This window comes from Flavobacterium celericrescens (genome assembly GCF_011392075.1).
GTDB classification, from domain to species: Bacteria; Bacteroidota; Bacteroidia; order Flavobacteriales; family Flavobacteriaceae; genus Flavobacterium; species Flavobacterium celericrescens.
In genome coordinates this window covers 1-18,734 of the sequence record NZ_JAAJBV010000002.1, presented here as the reverse complement: position 1 = coordinate 18,734, position 18,734 = coordinate 1, and the positions used below count along the sequence as shown (strand labels likewise).

Below are 18,734 nucleotides of genomic sequence, written 5' to 3'. Positions count from 1 at the left end.
ATTAAATTTAATATAAACTAAAAGGTTACCGATTATGAATTCTGAAGTATCAATTCTCTTTTACATAAAAAGAGCAAAAATCAATGTTAACGGTGTATGTCCAATTTACACTCGTGTGACAATTAACTCAAAAAGATTTGAGTTTAGTACGAATAAATTTATTAGTCCAGACAAATGGTCTACTGAAGGTGCCAAAGTTAAGGGCAATTCGGAAGATGCTAGATCAATAAATAATCAACTTGACATAATCAAAAATCAGATAATGGATGCTGAAAAAAGATTATACAAGAAAGAAATTCTAGTTAATTCCGAAAACCTCAGAAATGAACTTTTTGGCATAAAACAACGCGAACGCCTACTAATCCCTATCTTCACAGAACACAACCGAAAAATTAAAGAATTGGTTGGAAGCGAGTACGCTCCAGGAACACTAGAACGTTATGAAACATCCTTGAAACATACAAAAGACTTTCTCCAATGGAAATACAAAGTTTCGGATATTGATATTGAGAAAATAGATCATGCTTTTATTACCGAGTATGAATTCTATCTTCGTACAGAAAGAAAGTGTGCGAACAACACAGCTGTAAAGTATATTAAAAACTTCCACAAGATTATAAACATTTGCTTGGCCAATGGATGGCTAAATAAAGACCCATTTGCAAATTACAAAGCAAAAGTCAAAGAGGTAACTCGTGAATTCCTTACAGAAAAGGAAATTCAAAGTTTGATGGAAAAAGAATTCGTTTCAGAACGTTTGGCACTAGTTCGTGATATATTTGTTTTCAGTTGCTTTACTGGATTAGCATATATAGACGTGAAACAACTGACACCGGATAATATTGTTCTGGGTATCGATGGAGATAAATGGATAAATAAAAACCGCCAGAAAACAGATACTAATTCTAAAATCCCATTGTTACCAACAGCTAAATATATTATGGATAAATACGAAAATCATCCAGCAAGTAAAAACAAAGGCAACATTCTTCCTATACTTTCCAATCAAAAAATGAACGCTTACCTGAAAGAAATTGCAACGGTTTGCGGAATCAACAAAGAACTAACATTTCATATTGCTCGACACACTTTTGCGACAACCGTGACATTGAGTAACGGAGTTCCAATTGAAACCGTAAGTAAAATGTTAGGACATACCAATCTAAAAACAACACAGCATTATGCTAAAATTTTAGACAAGAAAATTAGTGAGGATATGCAAATATTGAAAGCAAAATTCAATGCTAACATACAAAACCAATCAAAACCAATTAATTATTAAAAAATATAAAGTTTTGTAAAATTTTTAGTATTTTATTTGCAATAATTTTAATAGATTTTAGTTTTATTTGACAAACTAAAATCTATTTTTTTATGATTACAAGTATAAAAAACAATTCTTTGGTAGATTTTGAACACGAATTAAGTCTAATCCTTAACACCTATTCCAATGATGTAGAAAAAGCAAAAAAAATTATCATTTTCATTGAAGACGTTTTAAAGCAGTTAACAGACTGGCTTAAACACCATGTCTTCAAAACCATTCAAGAAGAAATCAAATTCTTCAAAGAAATTAAACCCAATATTGTAGCAAAACTTATTTTTTACAAAGAAATCCTTTCTTTAGTGGCATCTCTTCCATTAGATAAAAGCAAAAGGATAAAACACTTTGAGAAAAAGCTGGATATAATAAACCAATTTTACAGGAAAAACAGAGAATTTATCAAATACATAAAAAGCCATTCCACTCATTTTGATGAATTGTATTTTACCAGGAAAAAGTATAAAGACATATTTTTAAACGATTGCGCCGTGATTATTCATGATGCTAAATTATGTACGTCACATGATTTTTTGCTAGCGGAAGTAATTGCTTTCGAATTACTAGCATTACACATCGAAAACCGTATTGATAATCTGAATCAATCATGTGCAATTACTAACAATCAAATAAAATCCAATCTTCATTGGACAGCCAAAAAAGTAGATTTAATTGAATTAATTTACGCGTTACACGAAGCTAAAGTTTTCGATAACGGTCAAGCCGATATAAAAGAGATTACACATGTTTTTGAAAAAGCATTTCAAATCGATTTAGGTGATAACATCACCAGAAGCTTCATCGATATCAAAAACCGAAAAACTGATCAAACTAGATTTTTAATTCAGTTGCAAGCAGCTCTGGAATCAAAAATCGAAAACGATTATAAATAAAGAAAACTAAATTCAACCAAAAAGCATAAAAATCGTTCCCAAGTTGGTACCAACTTGGGAACTTTTCTTTTTCAAATGCAATTGTTTTGTACCAAATAACTTCAAAACATAGCATTATGAATTTCAATCACAAAGCCCTGTTCCCAGAAACAGACAACATCGAACTACTAAACCACCAAGTAGTAACCAAAAGAGATTTACTAAACTTTGGTAATCTGCTACTTCAAGAAATCAAAAGTTCAACAACTCAAGAAACACTTCACAAACCTTGGCTCAAATCAGCGGAAGTTCGTGAAATCCTAAAAATCTCTCCAGGCACCTTACAAAATCTCCGAATCAACGGAACACTTAAGTACAAACGCATCGGCGGCATCATCTACTACAACTACGAAGACATCACTAAAATGCTAGAAAAGTAAGATGCAAGAAAACACAAACACCTGCAACAGCACCTGTGAAGTTTGCACCTGCAAATCGAACACAAAAAGTTGTTATACTGCGCTTGCCAAAGTATCTCCTACGAAGTAGGTTCACGTTTAACCCAGTTAAACCTTGTCATATCGAGCGCAGTCGAGATATCTACGAAGTAGGCTAATGTTTAACCCAGTAAACCTTGTCAAATCGAGCGAAGTCGAGACACCTACGAAGTAGGCTAATGTTTAATCCAGTTAAACCTTGTCAAATCAAGCGCAGTCGAGACACCTTCGAAGTAGACTAATGTTTAACTCAGTTAAACCTTGTCAAATCGAGCGTAGTCGAGACATCTTTTAAGCGTAGCTTAAAACCATAACATTTAACAATAAACAATTAACCATGAACTATATAAAACATTTGACCGGCTTCTTCGAAAAAGTAAGCGCCGATTACGACCTCAACCCAACACACATAAGCCTCTACATGGCCATATTCCAACTATGGAATCAAAACCGCTTTCAAAATCCAATTAGCATTTCACGAGACGAACTGATGCGCATTAGCAAAATTGCATCCACCGCAACTTACCACAAATGCATGAAAGATTTAACGGATAGAGAATATGTGATTTATAAACCATCTTTTAACCCATTTAAAGGGTCAATTTTGGAAGTATGTAACCTAGATTTTTACACCAAACCAGTTCCTAAAAAAGAACTAAAAAAGCGCACAACCAAGTCAAAAAATGACCAAGTCATTGAACAGGTTGATGAACAGGTTACTAAACAAGCTCTAAACAAGCATCAAACAAGCTCTAAACATGTACCTTATATAAACAATATAAACAATACAAACATTATAAACATAGCTAAGCAAGAAAATTCAAAAAATGAAAAAAAATTAAATTTTACAAATTCAATTTTTGAAGAGGTTCAAGAATTGGATTTAAAAGTTGAAGAAGAAAAAGAAAAAAAGTTGCGCGAAAAAAAGAAAAAGAATTTTTCAAACAATTCTTCTGTTTCCACCAACTCAGTCGAGAAGCTTGTTTCAAAATTTTCAAAACCCACTCAGGAAGAAGCTCAAATTTACTTCATTGAAAAAAACTTCACCGAAATCGAAGCACAACGGTTCTTCAACTATTTCGAAAGCAACGGCTGGTTAGTCGGTGGCAGAACCAAAATGAAAGATTGGAAAGCAGCTGCAAGAAACTGGATGCTTAACGCAAAAAAGTTTTCCAAAAATGATAACAAGAATTCCACGCTGTCATCTCGAGCGGAAGCCTGTCCCGACCGTTCGGGGTCGAGAACCATTAATCTAAATCCAAACCACCTTCACGTAACAAATCAAAAAAATTATGGAGAAGCACTTTAACACCATCAAAGACACTTTCGTTATCCAAAACGGAATCAAAGTTTACAACTTCAACTGGTGCTTAAACTACATCGAGTACCAGGGCAAACTCATCTACGGTCGTTATTTCAAAATTGAAGCTATCGACCACCAAACCATTCTCAAATTAGTAATTTATGCTATTCGAGATGAAAAAACGGCTTTAGAGCTCGATTTAGACCTTCGCAAAGGTATTTTATTATCGGGACCAATTGGATGCGGGAAAACGTCAATTATGGCGTTAATTCGGCCATTTTTTTACCACAAACACGACTACAAAATTAAAACGTGTAGAGAAATATCATTCGAGTTCGCAAAAAACGGCTTCGAAGCACTCCAAAATTACACCCAAAAAGAACACACACAATCACGCTTAACCGGCTATTGTTTCGACGACTTAGGCGCCGAACAAAACATCAAACACTACGGCAACGACCTCAACGTAATGGCAGAAATAATCATTTCACGATACGAAGATTTTGTGCAAAATCATTCCATCACCCACATAACTACAAACCTCTCTGCAAGCGAAATCGAAGCCCTCTACGGCAACCGCCTTCGATCAAGGATGAGGTCAATGTTCAACCTAATCACCTTCAACAATGAATCCAGGGATAAAAGATAAAATTTTCAATGATAATGAAAATGATTGTGTCATTCCGAGTGAAACTAGGAATCTCCTGCAAAGCAGGCATTCTCTTTTAAGCGCAGCTTAAATGCACCCAAACAACCAACAACCGACAACCAAAAAAAATCCGTCAAACCCGCGCTTAAAAATCCGCTTCATCCGCGTGCCAACTAAGTGCAACGTAAAATCCGATAAAAATGAACAAACACCTATCCCCTCGCCAAATAAAAACCATCCAAAACTTCTGGACCTGGTTCCAAGACAACGAACAAGCCATCTACAACGCTTGCAAACTAGATATCAACAAAAAAGAAGTACTCTTTCACCTCCAAAGAAACCTCAACTACGTATCCAAACGAATAGAATATTTCATCACAAACCACCCACAAAATGAAGATAAATTAAAACTTTTTTTTACAGCTCACGGCTACAGAAAACTATTCCCAAAAATGAATGAACTAGAACAAAAAACCCCGACGTTACAATACTTCTCCATTCAGGTATTTATAACACCATTAAACCTTGAAAACCCAACAATACCAAATGATTTATCAGAATTAATCCAAAACACAAAAATCAAATTAGAAGATTACAATATCGCAACTAAAAAAATAATTTTGACATTGTATGGTAATAAAAACACCATGCAAATCCGTAAAAAAAAATTGGAACGAAATGCTTATATTTTATTACTATTTACACTCGGTGAAATCAAATGCAAAAAACACATCTATGACTTCAACTGCGAAGCAATGCCACAAAACACAAACGGCTTACTATCACTATCAGAACTCCCCGAATTCATTGACTATCTCGTAAAAATCAATTACAGTAGAAAGCTAAAAATTTTATTTGAATAACTCTAAAAAAACTTTGTCATGCTGAACTGGTTTCAGCATCTTTTTTTTCTGTCTTTCCGAGCTTGCTAGGAATCTCCTAAGTAGTAGGCTTACTTTTAAGCGCAGCTTAAACTTCATCCTGAAACCTTAAACCTGAAACTTGAAACTTGAAAAAAATTCTAAATAATCAAAACCAAACAAATCCTATGAACAAATAAGATATTTAATACATTTTGTTGATAAATATTTTGTTTTGTTTATTCTAGTATTTTTCTTTCAATACTTTTTTTGTAAGTTTACGAATTAATATTCTATACATTTCTATTCTATTCTTCAAGATGATTATTAATCAATATCAAGCCAAATATTATGCCTTTGAATTAACGAAACGTTGTCCTAGTGATAGTGTTGAAAAACTTAGTGCAACATTAATGGACGCTAAAGTTGATTTGAATCCACATCAAATTGAAGCAGCTTTATTTGCATTTAATTCTCCCCTTTCCAAAGGTGCTATTTTAGCAGATGAAGTTGGTTTAGGAAAAACAATTGAAGCTGGTATTTTATTGTCTCAGCATTGGGCTGTTGGTAAAAGAAAGTTGTTAATCATTTGCCCTTCAAGTTTAAGAAAACAATGGAATCAGGAATTGATGGATAAATTCTATCTACCGTCATTGATTTTAGAAACTAAATCATTTAATCAGTTCAAAAAAAATGATGTTTTCAATCCATTTGAACAAAATCAGATAGTCATAACATCATACAATTTTGCAAGTAATAAATCTGATTTTTTAAGTTTGGTTAACTGGGATTTAGTAATTATTGATGAAGCTCACAAATTAAGAAATGTATATCGTCCAAATAATAAAATTGGCAACAACATCAAAAATGCTTTAGAATTAAGAAAGAAAGTATTGTTAACTGCTACACCATTACAAAATTCATTATTAGAGTTGTTTGGTTTAGTAAGCATTATAGATGAATTTACATTTGGTGACATAAAAAGTTTTAAATCTCAATTTTCTCGACTTAACAACGAAGAAGATTTTGATGATTTAAAAGAAAGATTAAAACCAATTTGTAAAAGAAATCTAAGAAGACAAGTTCAGGAGTATATTAACTATACAAACAGAATACCATTAACAATTAACTTTACCCCCAGTAAAGATGAACAGTTGTTATACGATATGGTGTCTGAGTATCTACAAAGAGAGAGTTTATATGCTTTACCAAATAGTCAAAGGCATCTGATTACGCTAATACTGAGAAAATTGCTTGCTTCTTCAACTCACGCTATTGCAAAAACAATTGGTTCTTTGGCGGTTAAATTAGACAACAAATTAAAGAAAATAAAAGTCAATCAATCTTTTGATGATATTTTTGAAGACTACGATACTTATGAAGAGTTAGAGGAGGAATATTACGAAAACGACGTTGTTGAAGAAGAGGAATTCTATTCTGATGAAGAAATAAAAGCAATAGAAAACGAAGTTGAAGAACTTTTCACATTCAGAGATTTAGCTGAAAATATTGTACATAATGCTAAAGGTGAAAAGTTAAAAACAGCCTTAGAACAAGGTTTTGATAAGTTAAGAGAATTTAAAGCTAATGAAAAAGCTATAATTTTTACTGAATCACAACGAACTCAGTACTATTTAAAAGAGTTATTAGAACAATCAGAAGATTACAAAGGAAAAGTAGTTTTATTCAATGGTCAAAATAATACACCAGAAATTAACGAAATTTATCAATCTTGGATAGCGAAACATAAAGGCACGGATGTAATTAGTGGTGCTAAAAGTGCTGATACTAGAGCTGCTATTGTTGAACATTTTAGAAACGAAGCTAAAATTATGATTGCTACCGAAGCTGCTGCTGAAGGTATCAATTTACAATTTTGTTCGCTTTTAATCAATTACGACTTACCTTGGAACCCACAAAGAATTGAACAAAGAATTGGTCGTTGTCATAGATATGGCCAAAAATTTGACGTAGTTGTGGTAAACTTTGTAAATACTAACAATGCAGCAGATCAAAGAGTTTTTGAAATTCTTAATGAAAAGTTCAAGTTATTTGATGGAGTATTTGGGGCTAGTGATGAAGTATTGGGTTCTATTGAAAGTGGAATTGATTTTGAAAAGAAAATTGCTGAGATATACCAATATTGTAGAACTAATGAAGAAATCAATCTAGCTTTTGATAAATTAAAAGAAGAATTCAAAGAAGACATTGATGTAGAATATAAAAAAACAAGACAAAAGTTACTTGAAAATTTTGATGAAGAAGTAATTGAAAAATTAAAGGTTACACTTAACGACAGTGAAATTTATTTAAACAAATACCAACAGTGGTTATGGAAAATAACAAAATTGGCTCTAAAAGAAGTAGCTAATTTTGATGATAATAAATTCTTATTTCAATTGAATAAAAACCCATACAATGTTCCTAACATTAATACCGGAAGATATCAATTAAATAAAGAAGCGGAAAGTGCCTATTTTTATCGTTTAGGTCATCCTTTGGCTCAATCAATAATAAATTATTTTAAAGAAATAAATCTTGAAAATAGTACTTTAACTTTTGATTATACAGGTACAAAAACAAACATAGCCTTATTAGAAAAGTACATTGGCAAAAAAGGAAGTTTACAAATAAATCAAGTAACTGTTTCTGCTCTTGAAGAAGAAGACTACATTGTACTTTCGGGTGTTTCAGAAGACACACGTTTAACAAAAGAAGAATGTGAAAGATTGTTAAGTCTTCCAGTTAAAGAACAAATAACTACTTATGAAATCTATAAAGAATCCATTCTAGAAAACACTTTTGATAAAAATAAAGCAACTATTTTAAAACAAATTGAAAATAGAAATGCAGCATTTTTTGATGAAGAATTAGAAAAATTAGATAAATGGTCAGATGATAAAAGAAACTCTTTGAAAGTAACTTTAAAAGAATTAGAGGAAGAAATCAAAGATTTAAAACGTATTAGTAGATTATCTCAAAGTTTACCTGAGAAATTAAGCATGCGAAAAAAACTCAAGGATAAAGAACAAAAACGCGATGAAGCTTGGCGACAATATGAAATCGAAGGAAGAAAAATCGAAGAAGAAAAAGATAAAATCATAGATATTGTTGAAGCTAAATTGCAACAAAAGATAGAGTCAAAATTACTTTTTAAAATAAACTGGGAATTAATTTAATAAAATATATTGGAACACATGAATACAAAATCAAACTCAAATATAGAAAACGATGAATGGAGTGATGATGATTTATTAGATTTACAAAATGAATTTGATACAAATGAAGAATTAGAATTATCAGAAGAAGATAATAGAAAAATTATTTGGCAAGCAAAAGATTTTTCCATTCGCGAATTCCATTCAATGCATCAAGATGGTGATATTGATTTACAACCGGATTACCAACGTAAATATGTAGCAACTCCAGCTATAGCAAGTAAATTAATAGAATCTGTTTTAATGGATGTACCTATTCCAGTTGTTTATTTAGCCGAAGAACAAAATGAAACTTATAGTGTAATTGATGGTCAACAAAGACTTACAACTTTTATCTCATTTTTGAGTGGGAAATATCCCGATAGAACTGATTTTAAATTAACGGGTTTAAATGTGTTAAAGGAATTAAACAAAAAAACATTTGCTCAGTTAGACAAAGAACAACAAAACAAAATAAAGAAGACAACACTTCATACAATTATAATTAAGAAAGAATCAAACGAAGACATCAAATTTGAAATATTTGAACGTTTAAATACAGGTTCAATCAAATTGAATGAAGATGAAATTCGTAATACGGTTTATCGTGGTAACTATGTAAAACTTTTAGGCGAATTAGAACAAGATTCAACATTTCATTTCCTTGTAAGTAAAGACAACTACAAGAAAAGAATGATTTATCGTGGTATGATTTTGAGATTCTTTGCATTAAGTGAAAAAACATATTTGAATTATAAACCAAGTATGAAACAATTCTGTAATAAAGAATTAAGAGATAATAGAAACTTTTCAGCAGCTAAAGAAAAAGAATACAGAGAAAGATTTTTACATGTTGTTGACTTAGTTAAAGTAGTTTTTGGTGAGACAGCTTTCAGAAGATATGTTCCAATCGATGAAAATACTGATAAAGGAGGTTGGATAAAAACACGATTAAACATGGCATTGTTTGATATCCAAATGTGTGGTTTTGTAAATTATTCAAAAAATGAAGTATTACAGCATGCAGATTACATTAGAGAAGCAATGTTAGATTTAATGTCAAATAATCAAGAATTTATTGAGTCAATATTAATTCAAACTTCTGATAAAAACATATTAAAAAAACGCTTCAAAATTTGGTATGAAAAATTAGATGAAATCATTGGTGATAAATCGTATCAACAAAGAATTTTTCCATATAGTATTAAGAAAAGGTTATTTGAAGAAAATCCTGTATGTGCATTGAGTGGCCAACAAATTCTAGCAATCGAAGATTCAGAAGTAGATCATATTGTTCCTTTCTCAAAAGGGGGAAAAACAGAGTATGCTAATGCACAGTTAGTGTTAAGATATTTTAATAGAGCAAAGAAGAATAATACAGAATACAATGTCGGAAACAATTAACAAATTAGACTTAAAATCAATGAATATTTCAGAAGACAAAAAGAACAAGTTAAAAGAACTTTTTCCAGAAGTGTTTTCAGAAGACAAAATTGATTTCGAAAAACTAAAACTTACTTTAGGTGAAGATATATCGGATTCTGAAGAACGATTTGGTTTGCAATGGCCTGGTAAAAAAGATTGTTTCAAAGTAATTCAAGAACCGAGTATTGGTACATTAAAACCTTGTAAAGAAGAAAGTGTCAATTGGGATTCAACTGAAAATATTTTCATTGAAGGAGATAACCTAGAAGTTTTAAAGCTACTTCAAAAATCGTATTACAGTAAAATCAAAATGATTTACATTGACCCTCCTTACAACACAGGAGGTGAATTCATTTACCCAGATAGATTTCAAGAAAATTTAGATACATATTTAGCTTACACAGGTCAAGTTAATGATGAAGGCAAAAAGTTCTCCACTAATACGGAAACTTCTGGTCGTTTTCATTCTAATTGGCTAAACATGATGTATCCACGTTTGTTTTTAGCAAGAAATCTATTAAAAAATGATGGTGTTCTTATTATTCATATTGATGAAAATGAAGTATGTAATTTAGAACAATTATGTAAAGAAATATTTGGTGAAGAAAACTTTATTGGTAATATAATATGGAACAAATTAAATCCAAAAGGTGATTCAAAAGGAGTTTCATATCAACACGAAAATATTTTAATTTTTGCTAAAAATAAGGAGTATTTATTTTCTAAATCAGAATTCAAAAGACCCAAAAAAAATGCTGAAAAAATTCTAGAAAAAGCAAAATCTTTGTATGAAAAGCTACCATTAGATGAAGCAAATAAAGAATTTAGTTCTTGGATTAGAAAACAAAATTTTAGCGGAGGAGAAAAAGCATATTCAAAAATAGATCTAAAAGGAAATGTTTACAGAGGTGTTTCAATGGCTTGGCCAAATAAAAAGAAAGCTCCAGATGATTATTTTGTACCCTTGATTCATCCAATTACAAATAAACCATGCCCTTTTCCTGATCGTGGATGGAGAAATCCTTCTTCAACTATGAAAAAACTTTTGGAAGATGATTTAATTTTATTTGGGGATGATGAAACCAAACAACCTGAACGAAAATATTTTCTAAAGGAAAATATGGAAGAAAATATTCCGAGTATTTTAGAATATGGAGGGAGTGATGATGAATTATTTAAAAGAATTAAACTTTCATTTGATAATCCTAAGCCTTATTTATTTGTAAGTGACATCATTAATCCTTTAGTAGAAAATGGAGATATAGTGCTTGATTTTTTTGCAGGGTCTTCCACAACTGCTCACGCAGTTATTGAGCTTAATAATAAATATTCTAAAAATATAAAATTTATTATGATTCAGCTTCCAGAGCCTATTTCAAATACTGGCGAAACCAGTAAAATAAATTCTATATCAAATTTAAGTGTTGAAAGAATTAAACGAATCACAGATAACTATAAAGAATCGTCTTCCTCTGATTTAGGTTTGAAAATTTACAAACTCGATCGCTCAAATTTCAAAACTTGGGAAGGAAATACTGAAAATGAAACACTTCAAAATCAATTGGAAAAAGCCTTGTTCCATATAGATATAAATAGTTCTAAAGAAGACATCTTAACAGAAATATTTCTTAAATCTGGTTTTGAATTAACAGTAAAAATAGATTCAAAAGTTTTAGCAAACAAAGAAGTTTTTTCTATAGAAAACGACAGTTTAATCATTTGTTTAGACGATAATTTAAATGATGAAGTAATAAAAGAAATTGCAGTGTTAGAACCAGCAAGAGTGGTCTTTTTAGATTCAGGTTTCTATCAAAAAGATGAATTAAAGGCAAATGCAGCTCAAATATTAAAATCATTTGGGGTTGAAGATTTTAAAACAATTTAGATATGAATTATTACAATGGTAATGCCCTATATGATTATTTAAATATTAATTCTATTAATCATTTCTCTTTTGTTTGTGAAAACCAATGGCAAATTATTTATGGTGATAAAAATTGTGAGCCTAAGTTACTTATTGGCTTATCAGGTACTTCTTCTAATTTAATTGAAACAAAGAAGTTGTTAGATGAAGAAAAAAAATTATGGAAACCATTAAAAGAAATTCACAAAAGAACATCTATTCCTTTAGTTTTATTGAGGTTTGATAAGGATATTGAAGAGCTTGAGGAAGTCTTTATTGTTGATTATGTTAACAATCCAACTAATTTGACAAAAATTAATTTAAAAGATTTACACCAAATTTTTAAAGAATTTTTATTGCCAATAAAGGAAAATATTTCTACAGGAAAATATTTAAATGATAAAACATCAAATGCTTATCACAAATGGCAAAGAGTTAGTTTGGGTAGTGATTTAAAGGTATCTGATTTTGATTTGATAAAATATGATTTAAGTGATAATATCATTAAAATTTATGAATTAAAACGTTCGTATATTGATTTAAATAAATGGGAGCCATATTCTGACGATTATAATAATTTTATTCTAGTTTGGAAAGTTTGTAAAAGAGCAAATATTGAATTTAATATTTTATATAATCAAAGAACAAAGTTTCCTTTCAATGATGATGTTTCAAAAGTGAAAGTTTTTAATATTCCTATTGATACAAATGAATTTAAAATAATTGATTTAGGAATATTCTCAATAGAAGATTTTTTAAAAGAATAACATATAGATAATGGAAGTTGAAAAAGTAAACTTAAAATCACTTGAAATAACTGAGGATTTAAAAAAGCAATTAAAAGCTATCATGCCTCAAGTATTTTCAGAAGATAAAATAGATTTCGAAAAACTAAAACTAACTTTAGGTGAAGATGTATCAGATTCTGAAGAACGTTTCGGGTTGCAATGGCCAGGTAAAAAAGATTGCTTTAAAGTAATTCAAGAACCAAGCATTGGAACCTTAAAACCTTGCAAAGAAGAAAGTGTTAATTGGGATACAACTGAAAATATTTTCATTGAAGGTGATAATTTAGAAGTATTGAAACTACTTCAAAAATCATATTATGGTAAAATAAAAATGATTTATATAGACCCACCTTATAACACGGGGGGTGAATTCATTTATCCAGATAGATTTCAAGAAAATTTAAACACATATTTAGCATATACTGGTCAAGTGAATGAAGAAGGTATAAAATTTTCAACCAATTCAGAAACAACTGGTAGGTATCACTCAAATTGGGCTAATATGATGTATTCTAGATTATTTTTAGCAAGAAATTTATTAAAGAAAGACGGAATAATTTGTATTTCAATTGATGATAATGAAATTCATAATTTACGATCAATTTGTAATGAAATCTTTGGTGAAGAAAATTATTTGCAAGAGATAATTTGGAAAAGGCATGGTGGTGGTGGCAATGATTCTAAATATTTTGCAATAGATCACGAGTACATATTATGCTATGCTAAGAACCTAAACTATATTGATAAGTTAAGATTACCTTTAGATGATGATGATTTAAAAAAATATAAGTATAGAGATGAACATTTTAATGAATTAGGAGCTTATCAAACTAAATCATTCTTAAGGATGCGTCCCGATGATCCTAGACCAGGTTTACAATATGAAATTGATTGTCCTGATGGTACCAAGTTATTTGATGAATGGAAGTGGGAACAAAATTCTTTTTTAAAAGCTTTATCTGAAAATAAAGTATTAATTGAAAAAGATACTAAAGGAAATTGGAAAGTTGAATATAAAATATATGCTAAAGATAAAGATGGTGATGAAAAAATGAAAGTTCCTAGATCAATGATAATTAATGAAGCAACTAATAGTAAAGGTAAGGCTTTATTAACAAATACACTTGGAACAGCAAATTTATTTAATAATCCAAAGCCAATAGAACTCTTAAAACATTTAATGTCTTTTGCAACTTCTGATAATGATAATGATATTATTTTAGATTTTTTTGGTGGTTCATGTTCTACTGCTCATGCTGTATTAGATTTAAATCATATTACAAATGGTAATAGAAAATTTATTATGATTCAACTACCAGAATTATGTAATGAAAAATCTGAAGCTTTTAAAAAAGGTTATAAAACAATCGCGGATATTGGCAGAGATAGAATTAAAAAAGCTTTGAATTATTATAGAAACACAATTGAATCTAAAAAACAAGAAGAAATTAATAAAATAAAATTTGAAGTTGAGTCGAACGATACAAACTTAGATTTAGGTTTTAAATCATTCAAACTAGATAAATCAAATTTCAAAATTTGGGATGGAAATACTGAAAACATGAAATTAGAGAATGAATTAGAAAATGGTCTTTTTCACATTGATTTAAATAGTTCAAAAGAAGATATATTAACTGAATTAATTCTTAAATCTGGTTTTAAATTGTCAGTAAAAATTGATTTGTTAAAACTTGCAAATAAAGACGTGTATTCAATAGAGAACAATTCATTATTAATATGTTTAGATGATAGTTTAAATGTTGAAGTGATTAAAGAAATTGCAAAATTGGACCCAGCTAGAGTAATTGTATTAGATTCTGGTTTTAATCAAAAAGATGATTTAAAAACTAATGCTGTTCAAATTTTAAAGTCACATAATATAGAAGATTTTAGAACAGTTTAAAGAATAATGAATATGAAATTGTCAAGAAACACAATTAAATGTCAAGTACCTGTAAATAATAGTTATTTAGACATAGAATTTAATGTAGTAGATGTTGAATTAATTAAAGGGTCTGAAGAATACATTAACATATTAAATGAAGCAAAAAAATTAGCTGGATTAGTGAACTCTGGAGCTGCAAGTGATTCAGCGATAACAAGAGATGATGAATTAAAATTAAAAGATTCATTTGGAGGATTGTTATCAGAAAAAGCTTGGTTACAATACATTAATGAAGAATTAGGAAATATAGCTTCTTTAACTATATGTAATGACGCCAAAAATCAAATTGATATTGTTCTAAAAAAAGGAGAAACAATAGAGGTTAGATCATCTTTTATAAGAAATGGAGTAAAGTTTGGTATTTGTTCAAAATTTAATAATTTTAAAAATATTGGACCCTATAGTAATTCTATCAAACCAGGTGAAATTCAGAAAAATTTTTATTGTGGTGTTTTATTTGAAACACAAAAAAAAGATATTTTGACAAGTGAAATTATAAAATTTAGTCTTGTTGGTTCTTCAACTTGGGAAATGATTCTAAATGATGGTTTTAATACTCATTTAAATGCATGGGATGGTTTTGCAATAGAGCCAGGTAATTATCGAGTACTTGAATATATGAATACTTTGGATACCAACAAGTTTATTGAATTTTTAAAATCAATTGGGTATTAAGATGAAACTAAAATTCGACCATAAACAATCATATCAACTAGAAGCAATTAAAGCGGTAGTTGACACTTTTAAAGGACAACCTTTAAATAAAGGGGACTTTGAAATACAATTAGGGACTCAGGGTAAAGGTATTTTTGCAAACCAAGTACAAAACGAATTAGGTATTGGTAATCAAATTATCATTGATGATAATTCAATTATCGATAATATCAACGAAATTCAGAAATACAATAATATTTTTCAAAAATATACACCGCAATCAAAAGGAAAAAACTTTTCAATTGAAATGGAAACAGGTACAGGTAAAACCTATGTTTACCTGCGTACAGTTTTTGAATTACAAGCAAAGTATGGTTTCAAGAAATTCATTATTGTAGTACCTTCTATTGCTATTCGTGAGGGAGTATTACAATCTATTAAAACCTTAAAAGAAGATTTTCTTAATCTTTATAATCGTGTTCCTTTCAATCATTTTGTATATGATAGTAAGAGAGTAAATGAATTAAGAAACTTTGCAATTGGCAATGAACTACAATTAATGATTATTAATATCGATTCATTCAACAAAGCAACAAACAATGTAATTCACATACCGAATGATAGAATGTCCGGTAGAGCTCCTATTGAATTTATCCAAGCAACAAATCCAATTGTTATTTTGGATGAACCTCAAAATATGGAGAGTGTTAAAGCAAAAGAGGCAATCAATAATTTAAATCCTTTATGCACACTTCGTTATTCAGCTACTCACAAAGACAAGTATAACTTATTATATAGTTTAGACCCTGTTCAAGCTTTCCAAAAAGGGTTAGTAAAAAAGATATCGGTTGCTTCGGTTTTAGGAGAAAACGACGCAAACAATGCCTTTGTAAAAGTAAATAGCATTACAAACAATAAAGGCAAGATTACTTGTAATGTATCATTTCATAAACAAACAAAAGAAGGTCCAGTTGAAGTTAAAAAAACATTAACTCAGGATAAGGATTTATTCATAGAATCAGAAGAAAGAGAAATATATCGTAATGGTTTCCAAATTACTGAAATCAATTCAAGACCAGGTATGGAATTTGTAAAATTCTCAAATGGTTTACGCTTAGGAATTGGTCAAGAAAATGGAGGTGTTAAAAAAGACATAATTAAAGAACAAATTCGAGCAACAATCAAAAATCATTTCGAAAAAGAGCTTCAAGTTAAAGATCTTGGAATTAAAGTTTTATCGTTATTCTTTTTAGATAAGGTAGAAAATTATCGTATTCATACGGATACAGGTTTTGAGTTAGGACAATATGGTATTTGGTTTGAAGAAATATATAAAGAAGTCGCACAAGAGTTTACAATGTTCTTGGATATTCTTCCTGTAGATAAAGTACACAATGGTTATTTCTCTAAAGACAAAAAAGGAAACGAAAAAAATACAAGTGGTTCTCAAGCAGATGATGAAGATACGTATTCATTAATCATGCGTGATAAGGAGAAATTATTATCACTAGAGGAACCATTAAAATTCATTTTCTCTCACTCTGCTTTAAGAGAAGGTTGGGATAATCCAAATGTATTCCAAATTTGTACTTTAAACGATACTAAATCGGGTCTTAAAAAACGTCAAGAGATTGGACGTGGTTTACGTTTACCAGTTAATCAAAAAGGGGAAAGAATTTTTGATAAAAACATAAATAATTTAGTAGTAATAGCAAATGAAAGTTATGAAGATTTCGCAGCTTCATTACAAAAAGAATTTGAAGAAGATTGTGGTTTTGTATTTGGTAGATTGCCAATAGAAGCATTCATAGGTATTAAATATACAAAAGAGGATAAATCTCTTAAAGTTGCTGAAAAAGAATCTGAAATTATTTGGGACCATCTTAAAGACAATAAATGGATAGCTGAAGATGGATTTATTAATAAAGAATTTAATGAAGCTGTAGAAAATTACACCATTAATTTACCCGAAGAACTTAAAGAAGTTCCATTAAAAGAGGTAATTAAAGCAGTTGAAAAATACCAATTAAATCAAATCATTGAAAACAAAAACAATCGCATAAAAGTAAAATTCAATGAAAAAGTATTATTAGACCCAGAGTTTGAAAAATTCTGGAATGCAATTAATACAAAAACAATCTACTCAGTCAAATTTAGTACCGAATATTTAATCGAAGAAGCAGTTAAGGCTATCAAGTTAATGGAGAAAATAAAAGCTCCACAAATTAGAACACAACTAGCAGATTTAGATATTCACTCAAAAGGGGTTTCAACACAATTAGTACAATTAGGTCAAGTTAAATATGCGGAACCAGCTAAAGTAGTTCCAGATATTCTTACATACATTCAAGGTAAAACAGAGTTAACCAGAAATACTATTTATCAAATTCTAATTCAATCAAAAAGATTAGACGAATTTAAAATCAATCCGCAGCAGTTTATGGATTCTGTTGTAAAAGAAATTCGTTATGTGATGAATCGTGTAATTATTGACGGTATCAAATATGAAAGACTAGAAGGAGTTCAATATGAAATGTCACAAATTAGAAGAGATTTTGACAGATTAGTAGAATATCCAAAAGATAAAGTTGTTGAAGTTACCAAGGAACAATCACATAAAATTTATCAAGATATGATAATGTGTGACTCAAGTATTGAGAAAAAATTTGCTAAAGACCTAATGGAAAATAAAGATGTTAAATACTTCATCAAGTTACCAGGTTGGTTTAAAATAGACACGCCAGTTGGAGGTTATAATCCCGATTGGGCAATAATGAAGCAAAACGGTGATGTGGTCTACATGGTTAGAGAAACTAAATCCACAAAAGACCAATTAAAATTAAGAACAACTGAAAACGATAAAATCAAATGTGGTCGCAAACACTTTGAAGAAATAGGTGTAGATTACGATGTAGCAACAGATATTACTAACTCTGGTATATAATTTTTAATGAATAAACATCTGAACATTTTTAGTTCCTATTCCAAAGAAGATAAAGGATACAAATTAGAAAACGATTTAACAAGAGCATTAGCAATTTGTCTTCAAGAAGATAAATTGCTTTTGCATGAAGTTTTAAAAAAAATATTTGACCAGACAAGTTTTTACAACACACTATTTGACGAATATTCTAAAGACAATAAAGTAAATATTGAAATTCAAAAAGAAGTAAGTTCACTAGAAAATTTTGAGTGTAAATCGTCAGCAAAAAGTGGACTGATTTAGTTCAAAACTAAGAGAGTGTTTTCAAAAATTATTAACTTTGAAATAGTATGAAAACACCTAAGAAAAAAACAGCAGAGAATTTCATCAAAGACAT

14 protein-coding genes are annotated in these 18,734 nt (G+C 29.8%); all 14 read left to right on the top strand.

The genetic code is table 11. The features are described from left to right. Positions 1-34 precede the first annotated feature (34 nt). The 14 genes from G4L40_RS02730 to G4L40_RS02665 all read left to right on the top strand — a co-directional run bounded on the left by G4L40_RS02730 (position 35) and on the right by G4L40_RS02665 (position 18,640). Positions 35-1,282 carry a site-specific integrase gene (locus tag G4L40_RS02730; protein ID WP_166235631.1) on the top strand — a complete coding sequence of 416 codons (1,248 nt, stop codon included), beginning with the start codon at positions 35-37 and terminating at the stop codon, positions 1,280-1,282. 92 nt (positions 1,283-1,374) lie between these two features. Next, positions 1,375-2,214 carry an RteC domain-containing protein gene (locus G4L40_RS02725; RefSeq protein ID WP_166235630.1) on the top strand — a complete coding sequence of 280 codons (840 nt, stop codon included), beginning with the start codon at positions 1,375-1,377 and terminating at the stop codon, positions 2,212-2,214. 116 nt (positions 2,215-2,330) lie between these two features. Continuing rightward, complete coding sequence (locus tag G4L40_RS02720) at positions 2,331-2,633, top strand: helix-turn-helix domain-containing protein (protein ID WP_166235629.1); 303 nt, start codon at positions 2,331-2,333, stop codon at positions 2,631-2,633. Between the two features lie 394 nt (positions 2,634-3,027). Then, the gene (locus G4L40_RS02715; RefSeq protein ID WP_166235628.1) at positions 3,028-3,999 is read left to right on the top strand and encodes a transcriptional regulator; all 972 of its coding nucleotides are present in this window, start codon (positions 3,028-3,030) and stop codon (positions 3,997-3,999) included. Then, a complete protein-coding gene (locus tag G4L40_RS02710) occupies positions 3,983-4,642 on the top strand; it encodes an ATPase (RefSeq protein WP_166235627.1) in 660 nt (219 codons plus the stop codon). Before G4L40_RS02715 ends, G4L40_RS02710 begins: the two co-directional genes overlap by 17 nt. Positions 4,643-4,842: 200 nt before the next feature. Beyond that, complete coding sequence (locus tag G4L40_RS02705) at positions 4,843-5,505, top strand: hypothetical protein (RefSeq protein WP_166235626.1); 663 nt, start codon at positions 4,843-4,845, stop codon at positions 5,503-5,505. Positions 5,506-5,822: 317 nt separating this feature from the next. Beyond that, on the top strand, positions 5,823-8,681 hold the full coding sequence (locus G4L40_RS02700; RefSeq protein WP_207785313.1) for an SNF2-related protein: 2,859 nt from the start codon (positions 5,823-5,825) through the stop codon (positions 8,679-8,681). A gap of 18 nt (positions 8,682-8,699) precedes the next feature. Further along, positions 8,700-10,103, top strand: coding sequence for a GmrSD restriction endonuclease domain-containing protein (locus G4L40_RS02695; RefSeq protein WP_166235625.1), 1,404 nt, complete (start codon positions 8,700-8,702; stop codon positions 10,101-10,103). After that, positions 10,087-12,009, top strand: a complete 1,923-nt coding sequence (locus G4L40_RS02690) for a site-specific DNA-methyltransferase (protein WP_166235624.1) — start codon at positions 10,087-10,089, stop codon at positions 12,007-12,009. The genes G4L40_RS02695 and G4L40_RS02690 overlap by 17 nt, the downstream gene beginning before the upstream one ends. A 2-nt stretch (positions 12,010-12,011) precedes the next feature. After that, entirely contained in the window at positions 12,012-12,794 is a 783-nt protein-coding gene (locus G4L40_RS02685) for a hypothetical protein (protein ID WP_166235623.1), read from the top strand. A gap of 10 nt (positions 12,795-12,804) precedes the next feature. Continuing rightward, positions 12,805-14,718: a site-specific DNA-methyltransferase gene (locus tag G4L40_RS02680; RefSeq protein ID WP_166235622.1), complete on the top strand. Its 1,914-nt coding sequence runs from the start codon at positions 12,805-12,807 to the stop codon at positions 14,716-14,718. 12 nt (positions 14,719-14,730) lie between these two features. Then, positions 14,731-15,435 (top strand): hypothetical protein, encoded by a 705-nt coding sequence (locus G4L40_RS02675; RefSeq protein ID WP_166235621.1) that lies wholly within the window; start codon positions 14,731-14,733, stop codon positions 15,433-15,435. Position 15,436: 1 nt separating this feature from the next. Next, the gene (locus tag G4L40_RS02670; RefSeq protein WP_166235620.1) at positions 15,437-18,358 is read left to right on the top strand and encodes a restriction endonuclease; all 2,922 of its coding nucleotides are present in this window, start codon (positions 15,437-15,439) and stop codon (positions 18,356-18,358) included. A gap of 6 nt (positions 18,359-18,364) precedes the next feature. Beyond that, positions 18,365-18,640: a hypothetical protein gene (locus G4L40_RS02665; RefSeq protein WP_166235619.1), complete on the top strand. Its 276-nt coding sequence runs from the start codon at positions 18,365-18,367 to the stop codon at positions 18,638-18,640. Positions 18,641-18,734: the final 94 nt, after the last annotated feature.